General features: G+C 70.3%; 15 protein-coding genes and 1 riboswitch. Of the genes, 4 read left to right on the top strand and 11 right to left on the bottom strand.

Annotated elements, in window-relative coordinates; genetic code table 11:
* Positions 1-62 precede the first annotated feature (62 nt).
* A complete protein-coding gene (locus tag VZQ01_RS13975; RefSeq protein ID WP_426748066.1) occupies positions 63-1,817 on the bottom strand; it encodes a M14 family zinc carboxypeptidase in 1,755 nt (584 codons plus the stop codon).
* Positions 1,818-1,848: 31 nt separating this feature from the next.
* Positions 1,849-2,784 (bottom strand): MBL fold metallo-hydrolase, encoded by a 936-nt coding sequence (locus VZQ01_RS13970; RefSeq protein ID WP_426748065.1) that lies wholly within the window; start codon positions 2,782-2,784, stop codon positions 1,849-1,851.
* Between the two features lie 194 nt (positions 2,785-2,978).
* Here VZQ01_RS13970 and VZQ01_RS13965 point away from each other — a divergent pair, with 194 nt between their 5' ends.
* Positions 2,979-3,929: an alpha/beta fold hydrolase gene (locus VZQ01_RS13965; protein ID WP_426748064.1), complete on the top strand. Its 951-nt coding sequence runs from the start codon at positions 2,979-2,981 to the stop codon at positions 3,927-3,929.
* A 12-nt stretch (positions 3,930-3,941) separates the two neighbouring features.
* On the opposite strand, the gene VZQ01_RS13960 is transcribed toward VZQ01_RS13965, so the two are convergent.
* Both VZQ01_RS13960 and VZQ01_RS13955 read right to left on the bottom strand, forming a co-directional pair.
* Complete coding sequence (locus VZQ01_RS13960; protein WP_426748063.1) at positions 3,942-4,886, bottom strand: hypothetical protein; 945 nt, start codon at positions 4,884-4,886, stop codon at positions 3,942-3,944.
* A gap of 1,064 nt (positions 4,887-5,950) precedes the next feature.
* Positions 5,951-6,166 (bottom strand): hypothetical protein, encoded by a 216-nt coding sequence (locus tag VZQ01_RS13955; RefSeq protein WP_223746054.1) that lies wholly within the window; start codon positions 6,164-6,166, stop codon positions 5,951-5,953.
* A 199-nt stretch (positions 6,167-6,365) separates the two neighbouring features.
* Between VZQ01_RS13955 and VZQ01_RS13950 the strand changes: the two genes are divergently transcribed.
* Together VZQ01_RS13950 and VZQ01_RS13945 are read left to right on the top strand one after the other, a co-directional pair.
* A complete protein-coding gene (locus VZQ01_RS13950) occupies positions 6,366-7,826 on the top strand; it encodes a sensor histidine kinase (protein ID WP_408888090.1) in 1,461 nt (486 codons plus the stop codon).
* Positions 7,823-9,241, top strand: coding sequence for a sigma-54-dependent transcriptional regulator (locus tag VZQ01_RS13945; protein WP_267698015.1), 1,419 nt, complete (start codon positions 7,823-7,825; stop codon positions 9,239-9,241). Before VZQ01_RS13950 ends, VZQ01_RS13945 begins: the two co-directional genes overlap by 4 nt.
* 13 nt (positions 9,242-9,254) lie before the next feature.
* Here VZQ01_RS13945 and VZQ01_RS13940 read toward each other — a convergent pair whose 3' ends face one another.
* The 7 genes from VZQ01_RS13940 to thrA all read right to left on the bottom strand — a co-directional run bounded on the left by VZQ01_RS13940 (position 9,255) and on the right by thrA (position 17,798).
* Positions 9,255-10,103 carry a MetQ/NlpA family ABC transporter substrate-binding protein gene (locus VZQ01_RS13940; RefSeq protein ID WP_426748062.1) on the bottom strand — a complete coding sequence of 283 codons (849 nt, stop codon included), beginning with the start codon at positions 10,101-10,103 and terminating at the stop codon, positions 9,255-9,257.
* A gap of 67 nt (positions 10,104-10,170) precedes the next feature.
* Positions 10,171-10,854 (bottom strand): methionine ABC transporter permease, encoded by a 684-nt coding sequence (locus VZQ01_RS13935; RefSeq protein WP_267698013.1) that lies wholly within the window; start codon positions 10,852-10,854, stop codon positions 10,171-10,173.
* A complete protein-coding gene (locus VZQ01_RS13930; protein WP_426748061.1) occupies positions 10,844-11,845 on the bottom strand; it encodes a methionine ABC transporter ATP-binding protein in 1,002 nt (333 codons plus the stop codon). The genes VZQ01_RS13935 and VZQ01_RS13930 overlap by 11 nt, the downstream gene beginning before the upstream one ends.
* Positions 11,842-12,810: a cysteine synthase A gene (gene cysK / locus VZQ01_RS13925; protein ID WP_267698011.1), complete on the bottom strand. Its 969-nt coding sequence runs from the start codon at positions 12,808-12,810 to the stop codon at positions 11,842-11,844. The genes VZQ01_RS13930 and cysK overlap by 4 nt, the downstream gene beginning before the upstream one ends.
* A gap of 258 nt (positions 12,811-13,068) precedes the next feature.
* Entirely contained in the window at positions 13,069-14,226 is a 1,158-nt protein-coding gene (locus VZQ01_RS13920; protein WP_267698010.1) for a trans-sulfuration enzyme family protein, read from the bottom strand.
* The gene (locus VZQ01_RS13915; RefSeq protein WP_426748060.1) at positions 14,138-15,265 is read right to left on the bottom strand and encodes a trans-sulfuration enzyme family protein; all 1,128 of its coding nucleotides are present in this window, start codon (positions 15,263-15,265) and stop codon (positions 14,138-14,140) included. The genes VZQ01_RS13920 and VZQ01_RS13915 overlap by 89 nt, the downstream gene beginning before the upstream one ends.
* 31 nt (positions 15,266-15,296) lie before the next feature.
* Positions 15,297-17,798, bottom strand: coding sequence for a bifunctional aspartate kinase/homoserine dehydrogenase I (gene thrA / locus VZQ01_RS13910; RefSeq protein WP_426748059.1), 2,502 nt, complete (start codon positions 17,796-17,798; stop codon positions 15,297-15,299).
* Positions 17,799-18,105: 307 nt separating this feature from the next.
* A riboswitch (SAM-I-IV-variant riboswitch) is annotated at positions 18,106-18,226 on the bottom strand.
* Positions 18,227-18,435: 209 nt separating this feature from the next.
* Here thrA and VZQ01_RS13905 point away from each other — a divergent pair.
* Entirely contained in the window at positions 18,436-19,728 is a 1,293-nt protein-coding gene (locus VZQ01_RS13905; RefSeq protein WP_223783516.1) for an AHH domain-containing protein, read from the top strand.
* Positions 19,729-19,730: the final 2 nt, after the last annotated feature.

Below are 19,730 nucleotides of genomic sequence, written 5' to 3'. Positions count from 1 at the left end.
GGAGCGGGTCGAAGCAAGTACCGCGGCCCCGGAGGCTCACCTGCCTCCGGGGCCGTCGTGTCTCAGCGCGAGGCCGTTGGCGCGGCGGCGGTGCGCACCACGGGGTAGACGCGCAGCCGCGTGTCGCGGGCGGGGTGGCGCTCGTAGAAGAAGCGCAGCCGGGCGCGCGGGTCCTTGGCGAAGGCCGGGTCCTTGAGCTTCGCGTCCCACTCGGCCTTCACGGCGGCGTCCCTGGCCAGCAGCTCGCGGGCGAAGGGCTCCAGCACGTAGTCCTCGATGTATTCCTTCTGCTCGAAGTGGGGGTTGAAGAAGCCCCACGCGAGCAGTGAGTCGGAGCCCGAGGGCTCGAACAGGTGCGCCACCAGCTCCACGCCGGGCTGGGCGCTGGGCACGTACAGCGAGCCCGCGGGGAGCTCGCGCGACTGCTTCTCCCACGCGCCCTTGACCGACAGCGTCTGGCGTCCCTCGTTGGACTGTGTGCCCCACTTCAGCTCGGTGGCGCGGAAGACCTCCACGTCGGTGGTGGGTGAGGCGCGCGTGAGGCGCTGGAAGGTGAGGCCGTGGGTGGTGAGCTTCTCGGCGACCCAGGCCGCGTGGGCGGGCGGCACCACGTACCCGCCCGCGGGCATGCTCACGGTGAGCGCGGGCTCCACGGTGTCGAAGTAGGGCACGTTCCACACCTGCGGCTTCGTGTCGTCGTAGCGAATCCACGTCTGGCCGGAGACCTCGGACGGCCCGCGCTCGTAGGCGTAGCCCTTGAATGGGAGGACGCGGCTCTTCTTCGTGCTCTTCCACGCGAGCACCACGTCGCGCACCTTGCCGGCCTGGGCCTCGGCGTCGGCGGCCTTCACGGCGGCGAGCAGCGTGGCGCCGTCCCGGGAGACCAGGCGCAACAGCCCCGCGACGACGTCCCGCGTGGCCTTCACGCGCACGGCGTAGGGCTTCCACGAGTGCGTCTCCACCAGCACGCCGAAGCGGTGGTGCGCGGCGGCGTAGGCGTGGCTGAAGCGCGGCGTGGGGACGCCGTAGGCGAAGCCGGAGGCCGGGTCGTCGTCCTCGAGGAAGGACGGGTAGAACTCGAGCGGCTGGTGGCCCTCCTTCTCCAGCTCCTGGAAGAGCTCCTCGCGCAGCTTCACGCCGAGGGCGCGCAGGGCCTGGGGCCCCGACTGCTGCGGCTCGATGCCGACGGAGACGTCGGGCTGGAACTTGGCGCCGTCGGTGACGTGCAGGTCCGCGTACACGAGCGCGTCCCACGTGTGGAGGTAGCGCAGCAGGGCCACCATCTCCGGGGCCTCGGCCTTGACGTAGTCGCGGTTGAGGTTGAGGTTCGACGCGGTGGCGCGCCAGCCCATCTCCTCGGGGCCCACCTGGTTGGGGCGGTGGTTGGGGGCGAAGCGCTCGTGGCCGTCCACGTTGAAGACGGGGACGAACACGGCGGTGACGCCCTTGAGCACGCCGGGCAGCGTCTTGCCGGACAGGATGTCGCGCAGCAGCGCGAAGCCCGCGTCCTTGCCGTCGATTTCGCCCGCGTGGATGCCGCCCTGGAAGAAGACGACGGGGCGGTTCTTCTTCTTGTTCGCGGCGGGGGTGAGGGCGCCGTCGGCGCTGGCGACGAGCGCGAGCATGGGCCTGCCCTCGGGCGTGGTGCCGAAGGTGTCGCAGCGCACCTTGCCGGGGTAGGCCTTGGGGAAGGCGCGGCAGAGCGCCTCCACCTCGGAGTAGCGGCCGGTGCGGACCCAGCCGCTCTGCTCGGACACGGTGGTGAGGGGTGGCGGCGCCTGGGTGAGCGCCAGGGACAGGGCGGTGGCGAGGAGCATGGGCTTTCCACAGCACAGGCTCCGGTGTGATTCAACCGGCGCGCACCGTGAGCGTTCCTCCCACCGGCAACACGTGCAGGTCCTCGCGCGGCCAGCCCCGGCGGTTCCACTCGGTGTCCAGGCGGCGGGGCGGCTCGTCGAGCGGCTCATCGGTGAGCTTGAAGGTGCCCCAGTGCATCGCGAGGAAGCGCTTCGCGCCGAGCGCGTCGTAGGCGCGCGCCGCGTCCTCGGGGTTCATGTGCTGGCGGCTCATGAACCACTCCGGGTCGTACGCGCCAATAGGCAACAGCGCGGCGTCGAGCCGGGGGAAGCGCTTGCCGATGTCGGCGAAGCCGTCGAACCAGGCGGTGTCGCCCGAGTGGTAGACGCGGGCCGTGGAGCCCTCCACGACGAAGCCGCCCCAGAGCATCTGGTTGGCGTCGTTGAGGCCGCGGCGGCTCCAGTGCTGGGCGGGGACGAAGTGCACGGTGACGGGGCCGACCTTCGTGGACTGCCACCAGTTGAGCTCGGTGACGCCCAGGCGCGTGCCCTTGAAGACGGGCGCATGGCCCAGGCCGGTGACGATGGGCGCGCCCACGTCGAGGAGGGTGGGCAGGTCCAGGTGGTCGTAGTGGTTGTGGGAGACGAGGCTTGTGGCGATGGGCGGTAGCTGGTCGATGGGAACGCCGGGCGGGACGTTGCGGCGGATGACCACGTTGATGGCGTCGCGCAGCACGGGGTCGATGAGGAGCGACAGGCCGTCCAACTGGACGAGCCAGCTGGCGTGGCCCAGCCAGGTCAGCCGCGCGCCTTCACCTGGCGCCGGGGGCGTGTGGAGCAGGGCGAGGTCCGGCTCCACGCGAGGCACGGGGGCGTGGTCGGGGGACTTGCGGCGACGGCCGGCGAGCTTGTCGGCGACTGCCCACTTGAAGACGGTGCCGAACGGCTGGGGGCCGCTGCCATCCAGGTTCTTGAAGCGCGTCGTCATTCGGAAGGAACTCCTCGGGAGCGGGCGCGGGTGGCGCCCCTGTGGGCTCTCATGCTCGCGGGCCGGTGGGGGCGCAAGGGGAATGACATGGGGGTGTCGCTCGGCAAGAGTGGGCGGGGACGGGACGGCCGTGTCCGCGCGAATCATCCAGGGCCTCGGCGCCGAGGCGGAAGTGAACCGAAGGAGGAGTCGACATGAGCGACATCACGCATCGCACGGTGGAGACGAACGGCATCCGGCTTCACGTCGCGGAGGCGGGGACGGGGCCGCTGGTGTTGCTGCTGCATGGGTGGCCGGAGTCCTGGTACTCGTGGCGGCACCAGCTCATCGCGCTCGCGGCGGCGGGGTATCACGCCGTGGCGCCCGACATCCGAGGCTATGGGCGCAGCGACAGGCCCGCGGCGGTCGAGGCGTACAGCATGAAGCAGCTGGTCGCCGACGCGGTGGGGCTGCTCGATGCGCTGGGCGAGGAGCGCGCGGTGGTGGTGGGGAACGACTGGGGCTCCGCGATGGCGTGGACGTGCGCGGCGCTGCATCCGGAGCGCTTCCGCGCGGTGGTCGGGATGAGCGTGCCGCACCTGGGGCGCACGCCGATGCCTCCGACGCAGCTCTTCCAGGGGGCGTTCGCGGGGAAGTGGTTCTACATCCTGTACTTCCAGGAGCCGGGCGTCGCGGAGGCGGAGCTGGAGGCAGACGTGCCCCGGACGATGCGCACGATCCTGGCGGGGGAGCCGGGCTTCGACCTGGGCGCGGGGGCGGTGCGTGCGAAGAAGCCTGGAGATGGCTTCCTCACGCCGCCGCCCGCGTCGTTGCCGGCGTGGCTCTCGGAGGAGGACGTCGCGTACTTCGCGGGGGAGTTCGAGCGGAGTGGTTTCCGAGGCGGCTTGAATCGCTATCGGAACATGGACCGGGACTGGGAGGAGCTGCCCGAGCTGGCGACGGCGCGAATCGAGCAGCCCGCGTTGTTCATCACGGGGGAGAAGGACCCGGGGCGCCTGTTGGCGCCGCTCGAGCCGATGAAGGCGCTGGTGCCGGGGTTGACGGAGGTGCGGGTCATCCCGGAGGCGGGGCACTGGGCGCCGCAGGAGCGACCCGCGGAGGTGAACGCGGCGCTGCTGTCGTTCCTGTCGAAGCTGCCTGGGTGACGAGGGCGCGGCTCAGCTGAAGACGGTGGACAGGTGGAGGGGGCCGGCGGGGACGCCGACGTCGCGGCCGACGGGGCTGTCGGAGGGGGTCTGCCAGGCGTTGGCCTCTGTCACCTTGGCGCCGGTGGCCTGGTTGGAGATGGACATCTTTCCCTGGTGGCCGGCGGGGCTGATTTGGCTGGTGTCGTAGCCGCTCCAGCCGGTGGCGGCGTGGCCGAAGGAGGCCTCGCCCCAGGTCTGTCCGTAGTTGGCGCTGGGGTTGGCGGTGCCGTCCTTGGAGACGCACCAGGCGACGCTGGTGTTGGTGTCGAAGGCGACGAGCTGGGATTGGCCGGGCTGCAGGGTGAAGGTCTTGGGCGTGCTCTTGTCGAAGTGCTGGCCGTCGTTGGGGCCGCCGTGCTCGCCGGTCTTGTTCCAGAGGGTGATGGTCTGGGGCTGGTTCGTGCTGTTGGTGAAGGTGTTGGTGTACTTGAACTGGTCCTTCTGGCCCGGGTCGATGAGCTGGATGTTGCTGTTGTAGGGCGCACCGACGTTGTTCTTGGCGAGCCACGGCTGGTCGACGGGCGCGGGCACGGTGGAGCCGGCGGAGGGCGCGCCGAAACCGGGGCCCGCGTCGCTGGTGGGGTGGGTGCGCGGGGCTTCGGCGGCCTTGGCGGCGAGGCTGGGCGCGGAGGGCTTCTGGGCGGAGATGCTCGCGGGTGCGGGAGGTGCTTCACCGCCGAGGGACGCGGGGGCCTGGACACCGAGCGACTGGAGCTGTTGCGTGAGTCCGCCGAGGAGCTGGGACAGTTGGGCCTGGAGCTTCGCGAGGTCGCCCTGCTCGAAGGAGTCGGCCTGGAGCTTGCGCTGGACGTCATTGCCGGCGCGGGGCGTCGGAGTGGACTGGGGGAGGGAGGAGGTGGGCTCGAGGCAGGACGTGCGCGGGAGGGGCGAGCGGTTCTGGATGGCGATGGACATGTCGGCCTCGGGGGAGTGGGGCGGGCGCTGCGTTGCGCGACCTGGGGGGGGATTGAGCAGGAGCTGTGCCACTGAGGGACGCGCGGGGCGGGGCGTTACCTCCCGTGGGAAATCAGGGGTTTGGGATGCTCGTGCACGGTGACGCGCGAGCACGGTGCGATGACGACGGGCATCACCTGATGACTCGGGTCACCAGTCGGGGTGACAGACCCAGGGGCTGGAGGGACGACGCTGGAAGCAGCGATAGCCCTCGTCGCAGGTGTTGGGGCCCTTGGGGTCGCAAGGCTGTTTGCAGGACCAGCCGTCGCAGACCTGGGCGTCGGGGCAGGGAGGGAAGCGGTCGCCGCAGCGCTGCTCACACTCGGACCAGATGCGGTCCGGCTGCTGTGGCGCTTGGATGACTCGACAGGTTTGTCCGTGAGGGCATGGGGTGGTCTGGCACTGAGGTCCCAAGACGTGAGCACAAGCGGAGGCTCCTTCTTCGTGCCGGATGCAGTGCTGCCCTTCGGGACAGGTGATCTGCTCGCATGAAGGGAGACAGACGGGGACAGGGAGCGTGTCCGCGCAGAAGAAGCCTGAGCCGCAGTCGTTGGGAGAGGTGGGCGCGCAGGGACGTCCGCAGAAGCCGGTTCGGCCGCCGCAGGTCAGGCCACGGGCACAGGCCTCTTCGAGCGTGGCTGGGACCTTGACGCAGGGTTCGCCTTCGCCGCGGAGGCCGATGGGGAGACAGTGCCGGACGAAGGGCCCATCGCCCTCCGTCGCGAGGAGCTGGCAGATCTGTCCGTCTGGACATTGCGAATCCGCGAGGCACTGGCTGTCGGCGCAGTACTGGGCATGCGCGCGCGCATCCATGAGGCAGCCGAGGGGGGGCACGCAGCCGGAACTGTCCCGGCAGTTGCGGTGGTAGGTCCTGAGCTGACCGCGAACCTCCTCGGAGAGGATTGGGCTGACCTGACGACCGTGAATCGATTCCGTGCGTTCGGTGCGCAGTGCGCTCGCGAAGAGAAGGACGAGCGGCAGGGGAAGCAGCAGCGCGGCTATCAGGCCTGCGAAAGAGCGCCAGTTCATTCGGGCTCACCACAGTGCTGGATGCACTCGGGGTCGTCCGGTGCCTTGCCGCCGCAATACAGCTCACGTTCCTTGCTGGTGCACCGCGTGGGGATGTTCTCCAGCGAGTCCCTGTGCGCAGCCCGGTCCACGAGCCCGTCACGCCGATGCACCTCGGGACAGCCCAGCAGGGCGCAGGACAGCGCACAGACCCGGATGGTCGGCCACGTCATCGCGGTGCCCCCCGGCGCAGGAAACGACCACGTGGATTCTATCCCAGGTGGTCCGTCCGGGAGCTGACCTCAAGGGTGGGATGCCTCAGACTGTGCACGCGCCGACAGGGAGAATCTCTCCGCGAGAGCGCCCGCATGCTCGACGCCCCTCTACCTGCATCCCGCCCACACGGCCCCGCTCTCCCTTATATAGAGCCCGATGCTTCCGACCTCCGGCTCCACGACTCGCAAGCTGCTGCTCGCCTTCGGTGCGTTGGTGGCGCTGTTCACCGCGGCCTCGGGCTTCGCGCTCGCCCGGCTGGCGGACATCCACGATGGCTCCCACGAGCTGCGCGAGGCCGGCGGCCGTGTCCGCGAAGCCCTCGAGCTCGCCACCGCCGTACGCGACCAGTACGCCCACCTGGCCCACACCATCATCCTCGGCAACGCCAGCCACGTTCACTTCCACGAGGAGTCGCGCGCCCGCGTCGAGGAGCTCACCCGCCGGCTCCGCGAGCAGGCTCAGGACGCCGAGGAGCGCGCCTGGGTGGCGGACATCCAGGAGAACGGTGACGCGCTGGACCGCCTCTACCGTGAGACCCTCCTCCCCGCCGTCCTCGCCAAGGACCACGCCACCGTCACCTCCGCCCACGGTCGAGCACTCGAGCGCGTCTCCCTCATCCAGGCTCGCGCCGAGGCCCTCGCCCGCCGCTTCGATACCTCCATCGGCTCGTTCGAGGAGCACGTCGCCGCCGTCGAGCACACCAGCTTCCGCTGGGCCCTGCTCCTGCTCGGTGGCGCCACCCTCTTCGCCGTCGGCGTGGGCATCTACATCGGCAACTCCGTCGCCCGCCCCGTCGCACGTCTCTCCGAGGGCGCCGCTCGGCTCGCCGAAGGCAACCTCGACACCCGCATCCCCGAGGACGACCCCGGAGAGCTCGGCCGACTCGCCGCGCAGTTCAACCGCATGACCGAGGCCCTCCGCACCCATCAGGCCCAGCTCGTCCAACACGAGAAGCTCGCCAGCGTGGGCCGACTCGCCGCGGGCGTCGCCCACGAAATCAACAACCCGCTCGGCGTCATCCTCGGCTATGTGCGCATCCTCCAGCGCAAGGCGGAGGGCGCCCTCGCGGAGGACCTGAAAGTGGTGGAGGAGGAGGCGGTGCGCTGTCAGCAGATTGTCGAGGGACTGCTCGACCTGTCCCGGCCGGGCCAGGGCCCCGTGGAGCAGCTCCCCCTGCGGGAGACGTGCGAGGACGTGGTGGCCCGGCTGCGTGAGGCCGAGCGACTCGGCCAGGTCCAGGTGCGCGTGGATGGCGCGGCGAATGTCTGGGCGCAGCCCTCGCGCCTGCGCCAGGTGCTCCTCAACCTCGTGAAGAACGCCGCCGAGGCCGCAGGAAACGGCGGCACCGTCGAGGTCCACATCGCGCCCTCCCAGGATGGCGGCGCCACCGTGGCCGTCTCCGACTCCGGCCCGGGCGTGAAGCCCGAGGACCGACGTCGCCTCTTCGAACCCTTCTTCACCACCAAGTCCACGGGCACCGGACTGGGCCTCGCCGTGAGCCAGGCCATCGCCGAGGCCCACGGTGGCCGCATCGAGGCCGACACCGGCCCTCTCGGCGGCGCACGTTTCACCCTCCGCCTGCCCCCCGTGTCCGCGGAGCGGGAGGCCATGTCATGAGCTCCTCCAACAAGCCCACCGTCCTCGTCGTCGACGACAAGGAGAACATGCGCAAGCTGTTCTCGCGCATGCTCGGAGACGCCTACGCCGTGACGGAGGCCGCGGATGGAGAGCAGGCCCTCGCCTGCCTCGCCTCGCGCGACTTCGACGTGGTGGTCACCGACATCCAGATGCCGGGCGCGGATGGCTTCGCCGTGCTGCGCGAGGTGAAGCGCCGCGCCCCCGAGACAGAGGTCCTCCTCGTCACCGCCTTCGCGAGCATCCCGAAGGCCGTCGAGGCCATCAAGGAGGGCGCCTACGACTACCTCTCCAAGCCCTTCGACCCGGACGAGGTCGCGCTCGTCGTGGCCCGCGCGCTGGAGAAGCGCCGCCAGGGCCGCGAGGTCTCGTCCCTGAAGGCACGCCTCGCGGTGGCCCCCGGCCTCCACGGCATGCTCGGCGAGAGCCCCGCGATGCGCGCGCTGCACGGCCTCTTGTCCCAGGTGGCCGCCAGGGACCTCACCGTGCTCCTCACGGGAGAGACCGGCACGGGCAAGGAGCTCGCCGCGCGCGCGGTGCATCGCGAGAGCCCCCGGGCCTCGAAGCCCTTCGTCGCGGTGAACTGTGGCGCGTTGCCCGCGGAGCTCGTGGAGAGCGAGCTCTTCGGCCACGCCAAGGGCGCGTTCACCGGCGCCACGGTGGCCAAGCCCGGCCTCTTCGAGGAGGCCCACGGCGGCACGCTCTTCCTCGACGAGATTGGAGACCTGCCGCTGCCGGTGCAGGTGAAGCTCAACCGCGCGCTCCAGGAGCGGGAGGTCCGCCGCGTGGGCACCACCACGCCAGTGAAGGTGGACGTGCGCGTCGTCGCCGCCACGCATCGCGACCTGTCCGCCGAGGTGTCCGCGGGCCGCTTCCGCGAGGACCTCTACTACCGCCTCAACGTGGTGACGGTGCGACTGCCCTCGCTGCGAGAGCGACGCGAGGACATCCCGCTGCTCGCGATGCACTTCCTCTCCCGCGCCGGGAGGCCCGAGGTGGACAGCTTCACGCCCGAGGCGCTGCGCGCGCTCTCCACCTACGAGTGGCCCGGGAACGTGCGTCAGCTCGAGAACGCCGTGGCGCGCGCGGTGGCCGTGGCGCAGGGTACGCGAATCACTCCCGAGGAGCTTCCACCGGAAGTGCTGACAACGCCCCGCGCGGCCAGCACCGCCCCGGGTGTCCGCGCCACGACCGAGTCCCTCGCGAAGCTGCCCTACCGCGAAGCCGTGGACGGCGCGCGCGACACCGTGTCGCGCGAGTACCTCACCGCGTTGATGCAGGAGTTCGGAGGCAACGTCACCCACGCCGCCGAGCGCGCCGGCATGGAGCGCGAGAGTCTCCACCGGTTGCTCAAGCGCTACGGCGTACGCTCCGACGACTTCAAGCGCACGGAGTAGCTCGCTCGTCCCATCAGAACGCCGGCACCACCGCGCCGCCGTAGTTCGACTCGATGAACCGCCGCACCTCCTGGGACTGCAAGGCCTTGAGCAGCGTGCGGACCTCGGGGCTACCCTCGTCACCCTTCCGCACGACGAGCACGTTGGCGTACGGGTTGCGCGTGGCGGACTCACGGGCCAGCACCTTCGCGTCCAGGTTCAGGTGCTTCTGCGCCTCCAGGAAGTAGTTGCCGTTGATGACGGCGGCGGCCACGTCCTGCAGCGTGCGCGGCTGCTGCTCCGCGTCGATCTCCCTCAACTCCAGCTTGCGAGGATTGCCCACCACGTCCTGCAACGTGGCGCCGGCGCCCACGCCCTCGCGCAGCCGCAACAGCCCCTGGTCCGCGAGCAGGTGCAGCGCGCGGGACGCGTTGCTCGGGTCGGCGGGAATCGTCACCTGCGCGCCCTCGGGCAGCTCCGCGAGCTGACGGAACTTCGTCGAGTACAGCGCCAGCGGCTCCAGGTGCACCGAGCCCGCGCTGCGCAAGGACAGCTTCCGGTCCTCGGCGAAGCGCTCCAGGTAGGGCACGTGCTGGAAGTAGTTGGCGTCGAGCTGCTGGTCCGCCAGCGCGATGTTGGGCTGCACGTAGTCGGTGAACTCCACCACCTCCACGCGCACGCCGTCGCGCAGGGCCACGGGCACCGCCGCGCGGAGAATCTCCCCGTGCGGCACCGGGTTGACGCCGACCTTCAGCGTGGGAATGCCAGGGGCCTCGCCGGTGGCGGGGGCTTCCGACTTCTTGCAGCCCGTCCCCACCAGCAACGCGGCGGAGACGGCCGCGAAGGCCAGGGGGATGAGCAGGAATGACGCGGGTGGCTTCATGGGGTGGGGGTTCCGCATGTCCGAAGGGGAGAGGGGCGCGGGCCAACAACAGACCCGCGCGGAAATTTCACTCGTGTGCGCGGCTGGGACGCTGCGTGGTGTGGTCGAAGCGGGACGCCAGGCCGTCACCGAGCCACTGGACGAGCTGCACCAGCGCCAGCAACACGGCGAGGCAGCCCAACATGACGTCGGTGCGGAAGCGCATGTAGCCGTACTTCACCGCCAGGTCTCCCAGCCCACCTCCGCCCACGGCGCCCGCCATGGCGCTGTAGCCGAGCAGGCTGATAACCACGAGCGCGACGCCGCGCACGAGAGACGGCAGGGCCTCCGGCAACAGCACCCGGAAGATGACCCGCCGGTGCGTGGAGCCCATCGCGATGGCGGCCTCCACCAGCCCTCCGTCCACCTCGCGCAGCCCCTGCTCCACCACCCGACCCATGAAGGGAATCGCCGCGACCACCAGCGGGACGATGGCCGCCGTGGTGCCGATGGTCGTCCCCACCAGCAACCGCGTCAGCGGGACGATGGCCACCATCAAGATGATGAACGGCACCGAGCGCCCCACGTTGACCAACGTGCCCAGCACGCGGTTCAGCGCCGGCCGTTCCCACAGTCCGCCCCGGTCCGTGAGCACCAGCAGCACACCCAGCGGCAGCCCCAGCACCACCACCAGCACCGTGGCCACCGACGTCATGTAGAGCGTCTCGAGGGTCGCCACCCACAGCGCCCGCGCCAGCTGCTCACCAGGCATGGGCCGCCTCCTCGGACGTCAGGCCCTGCTCACGCAGGAACGCCAGCGCCTGGCTCACCGCGTCCGGCGCGCCGGTGAGCTCGAACAACAGCCGGCCCACGCGCGCTTCACCCACGCGCTCCAGCGAGCCCTCCAACAGGTGCGCGTCCACGTCGAACCGCCGCGCCAGCGTGGACAGGATGGGCCGCGTCGAGTGCTCACCCGACAAGGACAGCGACACCCGCTGTCCCCCTCGCAGCACCGAGGCCTCGCCCGTGGCGAACGGCGGATAGCACAGCTCATGCAGATGCGTGCCCGGCCGCGACAGGAGCTCCACCACCTTGCCCTGCTCCACCAGCCGGCCCTGCTCCAGCACCGCCACCGAGTCGCAGATGGCCTTCACCACCTCCATCTGGTGCGTGATGAGCAGGATGGTGAGCCCCAGCTGGCGATTCAGGTCCTTCAGCAGCGACAGCACCGAGCGCGTCGTCTCCGGGTCCAGCGACGACGTCGCCTCGTCCGACAGCAGGATGCGCGGACGCGGCGCCAGCGCCCGCGCGATTCCCACCCGCTGCTTCTGCCCGCCCGACAGCCGCGAGGGATACACGTCCGCCTTGTCCGACAGCCCCACCAGCGAGAGCAGCTCCGCGACCCGCTCGCGAATCTGCTCGCGCGGCAGGCCCGCCACCTCCAGCGGGTAGGCGACGTTCTGCGCCACCGTCTGCGAGGAGAACAGGTTGAAGTGCTGGAAGATCATCCCGATGCCCTGCCGCGCCTGGCGCAGCTCATCGGGACTCAACGACAGCATCTCCTTCCCGTTCACCCGCACGCGCCCCTGGGTGGGGCGCTCCAGCAGGTTGACGCAGCGGATGAGCGTGGACTTGCCGGCGCCGCTCTGCCCGAGCACGCCGAACACCTCGCCCGGGTCCACCCGCAGCGTCACGTCCTGGAGCGCAGACACCTCGCGCCCGCCCTGTCTGTAGACCTTGCTGATACCGCGCAACTCAATCATCCAGCGACTCCCTGCGGTGTCTTCGCCAGCTCCTCGGCGAAGGCCGCGAACAAGCTCCAGTAACGCTCACCGGTGTCCGGCAGCACCGTGAGCACCGTCTTGCCGGGCCCCAGTCGGCGCGCCACCTGACGGGCCGCGTGCAGCGCCGCGCCGCTGGAGATACCGACGAGCAGTCCCTCCTTGCGCGCCAGGTCCTTCGCGGCCACGTACGCATCCACGTCCGCCACGTCGATGACCTCGTCGTACACGGCGCGGTCCAGCACCTCCGGGACGAAGTTGGCGCCGATGCCCTGGATGCGGTGCGGCCCCGCCTTGCCCTCGGTGAGCAGCGGCGAGCGCAGCGGCTCCACCGCGATGACCTGGAGCCGCGGGTTGGCCTTCTTCAACACACCGCCCGCGCCGGTGATGGTGCCGCCCGTGCCGATGCCCGCCACGAAGGCGTCCAGCTTCGTCACGTCCAGATCGCCCAGGATTTCCTTCGCCGTGGTGCGGCGGTGGATCTCCGGGTTGGACGGGTTGCGGAACTGCTGCGGCATGAAGCCCTTGTCGCCCAACTGCTTGAGCAGCTCGTCGGCCGCCTCGACGGCGCCGTTCATGCCCTTGGCCGCGGGGGTGAGCACCAGCTCCGCGCCATACGCCTCCAGGATGCGCCGGCGCTCCACGCTCATGCTCTCCGGCATGGTGAGGATGATGCGGTAGCCCTTCACCGCGGCGACCATCGCGAGCGCCACGCCGGTGTTGCCGCTGGTGGGCTCGACAATCGTCATGCCCGGACGCAGCCGGCCGTGGTTCTCCGCGTCCTCGAGCATGGCCAGGCCGATGCGGTCCTTCACGCTGCCGCCCGGGTTGAAGAACTCGACCTTGGCCAGCAGCGTGGCCTCCTCCGGCGTGCCGATGCGCGACAGGCGGACGATGGGCGTGCGGCCGATGAGCTGCGTCACGTCGGGGTAGATGTTGTGGGGCATCCGGTCTCTCGGTGGGAAGGGCCGGGACCTCGATGCAGCGCCCCGGCGTGTGGGGAAAAAGAGAACGGCCCGTCTCCAGGTGCTGGGGACGGGCCGGACACGCCTGTGCGCGAAGGACGCTCAGTACGCTCGAACGGACGGACCCGTCGTGACGCGACAACACATGCCGCGACAACAGGTTCCGGACGTGGCGACGAAGACGAGCATCGAGCTCCAGACGTAATCAATCCGTCCCGCACTGTCAATCCGACCGCCTCCTCAAGCGGCCTCCCGGAAGGCTCGACCCAGCGCGTTCGCCAGGTCCGCCTGGAGGTCTTCCACGTCCTCCAGACCCACGGAGAAGCGGATGAGCGCGTCGGTGATTCCCCGACGCTCGCGCTCGGCGGCGGGCACGGAGGCATGCGAGTGCCTCGCCGGCACCGTGAGGATGCTCTCCACCGCGCCCAGAGACACGCCGAGCAGCGGCAGCTTGAGCGCCTCCACGAAGCTCGACGTCATCGCGTCGCTCGCCAGCCGGAACGACACCACCGCGCCGATGCCCGGGTAGTAGACCTTCTCGATTTCATGACGGCCGGCGAGCCAACGAGCCAGCGCCGCGGCCGTCCGCACCTGTCGCTCCATGCGGACCTGGAGCGTCTTGATGCCGCGCTGGAGCAGGAAGCAGTCCTGGGGGCCGAGCACCGCGCCCACCGCGTTCTGGAGGAAGTAGACCTCCTTCGCCAGCTCCGGCGTGCGCACCGCCACCGTGCCCGCGATGACGTCGCTGTGCCCACCCAGGAACTTGGTGGCCGAGTGCACGACGATGTCCGCGCCCTCGGTGAGCGGCCGCGACAGGTAGGGCGACAGGAACGTGTTGTCCACGATGAGCAGCGCGCCGTAGGTGCGCGCGAGCGCGGACATGGCCTTGACGTCGGTGCGCCTGAGGAACGGGTTGCTCACCGTCTCCACCAAGAGGCCCTTCGTCTCGGGCCGGAACGCGGCGCGCACGGCCTCCGGGTCGCTCGTGTCCACGAACGTGGCCTTCAGCCCGAAGCGACTGAACACCCGGGTGAGCACCCGATAGGTGCCGCCGTAACAGTCATCGGTGACGACCAGGTGGTCGCCCGCGCTGAAGAGCATCAGCACGGTGGACAGCGCGGCCATGCCGGAGCCGAAGGCGAACGCCCCCGCGCCCTCGTCGAGCGTGGCGAGCACGCCCTCCAGCGCCTTGCGCGTCGGGTTGCCGGAGCGCGCGTAGTCGAACTCGCCGGGCGTCTCCAGGCCCGGCTGGTCGAACATGGACACCTGGTAGATGGGCACCGCCGCGGCGCCCGTCACCGGGTCCACTTCATGGCCGGTGTGCAGCAGGCGCGTGGCGAACGTCTTCGGAGCGGGAGTGCCCGTCGAGCGCCTGGGCCAGGTCGGAGATGATGTCATGGCAGTCCTCGATACCCACGGAGAGGCGAAGCAGTCGGTCAGTGATGCCAAGCTGTTCCCGGCGCGCGACGGGGATGTCCGCGTGGGTCTGCGTGGCGGGGAAGGTGATGAGCGTCTCGACGCCGCCGAGTGACTCGGCGAAGAGGCACAGGCGCACGCCGGCGAGCACCTGGGGGACGAGGGCCGCGTCCTTCACGCTGAAGGACAGCATGCCGCCCTGGCCCGGGTAGTGGACGCGCTCCACCTTGGGGTGGCCGGACAGGAACGCGGCCACCTCGCGCGCGTTGGACTGGTGGCGCTCCATGCGCAGCGCGAGTGTCTTGAGGCCGCGGATGACCAGGTACGAGTCCTGCGGCCCCAGGATGGCGCCGATGCCGTTCTGGAGGTACGCGAGCTTCTCGCCCAGCGCCGCGTCGCGCACCACGAGCGCGCCGGCCACGACGTCGTTGTGACCCGCCAGGTACTTGGTGGCCGAGTGCACGACGACGTCCGCGCCCAGCTCCAGTGGGCGCTGGAGGTACGGGGTGAGGAAGGTGTTGTCGACGATGAGCAGCACGCCCGCCTCGCGCGTGAGCGCCACCAGCGCGGGCAGGTCCGCGGACTTCATCAGCGGGTTGGTGGGCGTCTCCACCACCACTGCACGGGTGTTGGGGCGCAGCGCGGCGCGCACGGCCTCTGGCTTCGTCGTGTCCACGAAGGTGTGGGGCAGGTGGAGCAGCCGGTCCACGAGGCGGAACGTGCCGCCGTAGAGGTCCTCGGTGAGGACCACGTGGTCCTCGGGGCCGAAGAGGCTGAGCGCGGCGTGCAGCGCGGCCATGCCGGACGCGAAGGCGAGTCCCCGGGCGCCACCTTCGAGCTGCGCGAGCGCGTCCTCCAGCGCGGCGCGGGTGGGGTTCTTCGTGCGCGAGTAGTCGTAGCCGGTGGACTGTCCGAGCGCGGGGTGTTGGTAGGTGGCCGAGTGGTAGACGGGGACGGCGATGGCGCCGGTGGCCGGGTCGCGGCGGGTGCCGGCGTGGACGAGGGCGGTGGCGAGCTTCATGGTCGTGATTCCTTTCGGAGCCGAGGGTGCTTCATCGACCGCGCAGCGTCTGGGAGACGCGGAGGATGTCGGCCAGGACACCGGAGGCCGTCACGGCGCCCCCCGCGCCCGCGCCGCGCACGGTGAGCGGGAACTCGCTGTGCCGTGTGGTGGTGAAGGACACGAAGGACTCGGAGCCGCGCAGGTCCGCGGCGGGCTGGCCCGCCTCCACGGGCGCGAGCCCCACGCGGATGACAGGGGTGTCGGTGCCCAGCCGCGTCGGGTCGATGCGGGCTAGGTAGCGCAGCACGGTGCCGCCCTGGCGGGCGTGCTCCACCTTCCGGGTGTACTCCGCGTCGAGCGCGCGGAGGCTTCGCAGGTAGGACTCGGCGGTGTCGCCCGCGTCGGCGGGCTCGGGGACGAAGGGCTCCAGCGCGACGTCGGAGAGGGACAGGGGCAGGCCCAGCTCGCGGGCGAGGATGAGCGCCTTGCGCGCGACGTCGGCGCCGGACAGGTCCTCGCGCGGGTCGGGCTCGGTGAAGCCGCGCTCCTTGGCCGTGCGCACGGCGGTGGACAGCGGCACGCCCGCCATCAGCTCGTTGCAGATGAAGCCCAGCGTGCCGGAGAGGGACGCGGTGATGAGGCGCACGGTGTCGCCGGTGCGCACCAGGTTGGCGAGCGTGTCGATGACGGGGAGGCTGGAGGCCACCGTCGTCTCGTAGTGGTAGGCCACGTGGTGACGGCGGGCCTCGGCGAGCAGCGCCTCGCGCTCGTTCCACGGCAGGGCGAGCGGCTTCTTGTTCGCGGCGACCACGTGGATGCCCCGACGGAACGCCTCGATGTAGAGCGAGGCGACGTCACCGTTGGCGGTGCAGTCGACGAGGATGGGCACGGGCAGCCGGCGCAGCTCGTCGAGCAGCGGCGGCAGGGCGCGCGTGCCGGACTCACCGCGGACGACGCGCGCGAGCTGCTCCTCGAGTCCCTCCAACGGCAGGCCGGTCGGGTTGAACAGGCTGCGCCGGCTGTCGGCGATGCCCACCACGCGCAGGGCGATTCCATGTCGCTCGCGCAGCAGCGACTCCTGGCTGCGCAGCTGGGTGAGGAGCTGTCCTCCCACGGTGCCCTTGCCGAGGAGGAAGAGGCTGACCTGCTGGTGGGCGAGGTTGAAGGCCGCGTGCGTGGTGCGCACGGCGATGGCGGTGTCCGCCGCGTCGACCACGCAGGAGATGGAGCGGGAGCTGGCGCCCTGGGCGCTGGCGCGCACGCCGACGCCCACCGCGCCCAGCGCGCTGAAGAAGCGGCCGGCGACGTTGACGCCGTGGCCCATCGCCTCGGCCACGAGGGTGACGAGCGTCACGGGCTGACGGATGCCGAGCGGCTCGACCTCGCGGCGGGCGAGCTCCTGGGCCAGCTCCCTTTCCAGCGCGGTCCTGGCGCGCTCGGTGTCGGGGCGGGGGATGACCACGGCGATGGACTGGCCGTTGGCGGATTGGGCCGTCATCCACACGGTGACGCGGGCCGAGCGCAGCGCCGCGAGGACGCGCTCGCCCAGCTGGAACTGGTCGGAGAGCTTGCGCACCTCGATGCCGAGCAGGGCCAGGTCCTCGCGGGTGGCGATGCAGGTGGGGCGCTGGACGTCGCTCGAGCCGACGGCGTCGATGAGCGTGCCCGGGTGCTCCGGGTGCATGGTGTTGCGGATGCGCAGGGAGATGCCGGACTCGATGAGCGGAATCATCGTGCGCGGGTGCAGCATGCGCACGCCGACGGCGGCCAGCTCCAGGCCCTCGCCGTGGGAGAGGTGCGGGACGGGGTAGGCGTCGCTCACCAGGTCCGGGTCCGCGGTGTGCAGTCCGAGCACGTCGGTCCACACGGTGACCTCGGTGGCGCCCAGGCCCTGCGCGACGAGGGCGGCGGTGTAGTCGGAGCCGTTGCGGCCGAGCGTGGTGGTGCGGCCGTCGGGCGTCGACGCGATGAAGCCGGGGATGACGGGCACGGTGGTGCCCCACTCGGCGCTGCTCGACTGGAGCCGCTCGCGAGTGCGAGGCACGTCCACGCGCGCGGTGCCGAAGGCGTCGTCGGTGACGAGCAGGTGACGCGCGTCGCGGAAGCGGGCCTGGGTGCCGGAGGCGTCGAGCAGCTCGGCGAGGAGCGTGGCGGAGACCAGCTCACCGAAGGCGAGGACCTTGTCCTTGGACGCGGGGGAGCACTCGCGGGTGAGGGAGAGGCCGTGGAGGAGCCGTTGCAGGGGCGCGAGGAGTTGGTCGACGCGCGCGGCGAGGGTGGCGGACTGCGCGGGGTGGAGCGCGGCGGCGTTGGTCTTGGCGAGGTGGGCGATGCGGCCCACCACCGTGAGCGCGCCCTCCAGCTCGCCCCGGGTGGCGAGGTCCGCGGCCTCGAGCAGCCAGTCGGTGGTGTCGCCCATGGCGGACACGACGACGGCGAGCGGGCCCGTGCGAGCGTGTTGTCCAATCAACTCGATGACCTGACGCAGCCGGCGCGGGGAGCCCACGGAGGAGCCGCCGAACTTCATCACCCGATAGGAATTGCTGCTCATCTGCGAACCTCGAACGAGGGCCTGGCGCCCTGAAGACATGGAGGCGCACGTCCGCGACGCCGACGCACACGTCGAGCGAGCGCGGCGCTGGAGCGCCGACGGAAGAAATGAAAGGAAGGAGGGGTGGAAGCCCTAGCCGGCGTGCACCGGCCCGCGCATTCGCGCGAGCGTGCGTGGCAGGGCGTGGCGCATTCGGACGCTCTCGGGCGAGCGGAACGCGCGACGGACCTTCGCGGGGTACAGGGGGGCGATGCGAGCGGTGGGAACCACGAGGTCCTCTCTCACCGAAGCGGAGGGACTGCCTCGCCTCGGACACTTGGTTTGCCCGGGGAGCACCTGCTCTCCGGACCGCATCGTTTGGACACCTTGGAGGTCCGTCTCCAGGTTGTCGGGCCACCGCCGAAGCGGGACCGCTCTTGATGCTGCATGCGAAATAAACGGGATGCGGGGCCTTGTCAATCCCACGCAAGCCCGCATGGTTGGTCGTGTGAGAGCCGGAAGCGACGCCGCTGGCTGTGCTTGCGGGACTTCCTGGAAGGCGCCGCCGGGTGTGGCCCTCATGACCCCGTAGGATTGTCAGCCCCCGGAGTCACGATACCCCGCCTCCTTCCGCCAGGAGGCAGCTTCGGGGAGTTCCATGAGATCGATTGCGGTAGTGGCTTTACTGCTTCTGTCGATGGGCTGTACGAGCACTCGTGTTGTCCATATCGACGTCGGGCGTGGACAGCGGGTCGTCCATGAGTCGGTGGATGTCGAACCGGTCGAGGTGAGTGACGACGAGTTCAGGTCTGCGGTCGTGCGCCTCATCCTGGACACGCGGATGGCCGTTGCGTTCCGGGAGACTGAAGAGGTGGACGAGCGCGGGTGGTCTCGGTCCCAATCACTTCTGGCATCGTCCCATGGCCTCGTCGATTCGGGCTTGGGGAGCTCGCTGGAGACGCTGTACTCGCGCATCTGTCCCGATGCGGACGACTGCTTGACCCTGGTGGGCGGAACGGGGCTGACGTTCTCCCGAAAGGACCGGACGCTGATGGCCTTGTCCTTCGCGCTAGACACCGTATGGGACAGCGTCGAATCCGAGGTCGGCAAGATGCTGAACCCGGTCGTACTCAAGGCCATGGTGACGTCAGCGGCGTTGACGATGCTTCTCACGATGGCGCTACCCGAACCTGTCACCAAGGTCATCGCGGTGGCGTTGACGGCGGCGATGGTGGCCTACCTCGGGGTCGTACCGGTCTGGGAGATCGGGCGCGGATTCGTCCGCTTGTGGGATGATGCGGGCAAGGCGATGAGCGTCATCGAGCTACAGGACATCGGGCATCGGTTCGGGAACGTGCTGGGGGCGAACGGCACGCGCGTCCTGGTGCTCGTCGTCATGGCGGCGCTGGGTGGGAAGAGCGCGATGGCGGCTCAAGGGCCAAGGCTCCCGGGCTTCTCCCAGGCCGCGCTCAAGGCCCAGGCCGAGTCGGGATTCCAGCTCGGGGCCGCCATGCAGGGGGGCGTGACTTCCATTGCGATGCCCGCTGCTGGAGTGCTGAACGTCACGCTTGCACCTGGAGCAGCCGCTGCCCTGGTGATGTATGGAGAAGGGCGGTTCCCTGGAGACGAGACCGGGCCGGTTCACCACATCTGCACGAACAAGAACCCCAGCTCCAGTGCGGCGGGCGGCCCTTGGACGCCAGAGTGCGAGAGGATCTTCAAGAGAGCCGGGATGACGCTCGAGGATGCGGCGAACAAGGTCCGGCTCAACGGGCACGAAGGGCCTCACCCTGAGTTCTATCACAATCAAGTGCTGACCCGCCTCGAGCGCTCCGTCGCGCGGTGTAGAACGACGGAGAGCTGCAGGGCCAGTCTGCAGAAGGAACTCGCGAGGATTGCGGACGAGTTGCTGACTCCCGGCTCGGAGTTGCGCAGCTTCATCGTGAGATAGGA

This window comes from Myxococcus faecalis (genome assembly GCF_050039385.1).
GTDB classification, from domain to species: Bacteria; Myxococcota; Myxococcia; order Myxococcales; family Myxococcaceae; genus Myxococcus; species Myxococcus fulvus.
The sequence above is the reverse complement of the archived record's forward strand: the minus strand, read 5'-3'. Positions and strand labels throughout refer to the sequence as shown.

Coding starts and splice junctions, on each gene's coding strand:
- VZQ01_RS13935 (WP_267698013.1), bottom strand. CDS start 10,854: ATGCCTGGTGAGCAGCTGGCGCGGGCGCTGTGGGTGGCGACCCTCGAG.
- VZQ01_RS13975 (WP_426748066.1), bottom strand. CDS start 1,817: ATGCTCCTCGCCACCGCCCTGTCCCTGGCGCTCACCCAGGCGCCGCCA.
- VZQ01_RS13930 (WP_426748061.1), bottom strand. CDS start 11,845: ATGATTGAGTTGCGCGGTATCAGCAAGGTCTACAGACAGGGCGGGCGC.
- VZQ01_RS13955 (WP_223746054.1), bottom strand. CDS start 6,166: ATGACGTGGCCGACCATCCGGGTCTGTGCGCTGTCCTGCGCCCTGCTG.
- VZQ01_RS13950 (WP_408888090.1), top strand. CDS start 6,366: ATGCTTCCGACCTCCGGCTCCACGACTCGCAAGCTGCTGCTCGCCTTC.
- VZQ01_RS13915 (WP_426748060.1), bottom strand. CDS start 15,265: ATGAAGCTCGCCACCGCCCTCGTCCACGCCGGCACCCGCCGCGACCCG.
- thrA (WP_426748059.1), bottom strand. CDS start 17,798: ATGAGCAGCAATTCCTATCGGGTGATGAAGTTCGGCGGCTCCTCCGTG.
- VZQ01_RS13945 (WP_267698015.1), top strand. CDS start 7,823: ATGAGCTCCTCCAACAAGCCCACCGTCCTCGTCGTCGACGACAAGGAG.
- cysK (WP_267698011.1), bottom strand. CDS start 12,810: ATGCCCCACAACATCTACCCCGACGTGACGCAGCTCATCGGCCGCACG.
- VZQ01_RS13960 (WP_426748063.1), bottom strand. CDS start 4,886: ATGTCCATCGCCATCCAGAACCGCTCGCCCCTCCCGCGCACGTCCTGC.
- VZQ01_RS13970 (WP_426748065.1), bottom strand. CDS start 2,784: ATGACGACGCGCTTCAAGAACCTGGATGGCAGCGGCCCCCAGCCGTTC.
- VZQ01_RS13940 (WP_426748062.1), bottom strand. CDS start 10,103: ATGAAGCCACCCGCGTCATTCCTGCTCATCCCCCTGGCCTTCGCGGCC.
- VZQ01_RS13920 (WP_267698010.1), bottom strand. CDS start 14,226: ATGACATCATCTCCGACCTGGCCCAGGCGCTCGACGGGCACTCCCGCT.
- VZQ01_RS13905 (WP_223783516.1), top strand. CDS start 18,436: ATGAGATCGATTGCGGTAGTGGCTTTACTGCTTCTGTCGATGGGCTGT.
- VZQ01_RS13965 (WP_426748064.1), top strand. CDS start 2,979: ATGAGCGACATCACGCATCGCACGGTGGAGACGAACGGCATCCGGCTT.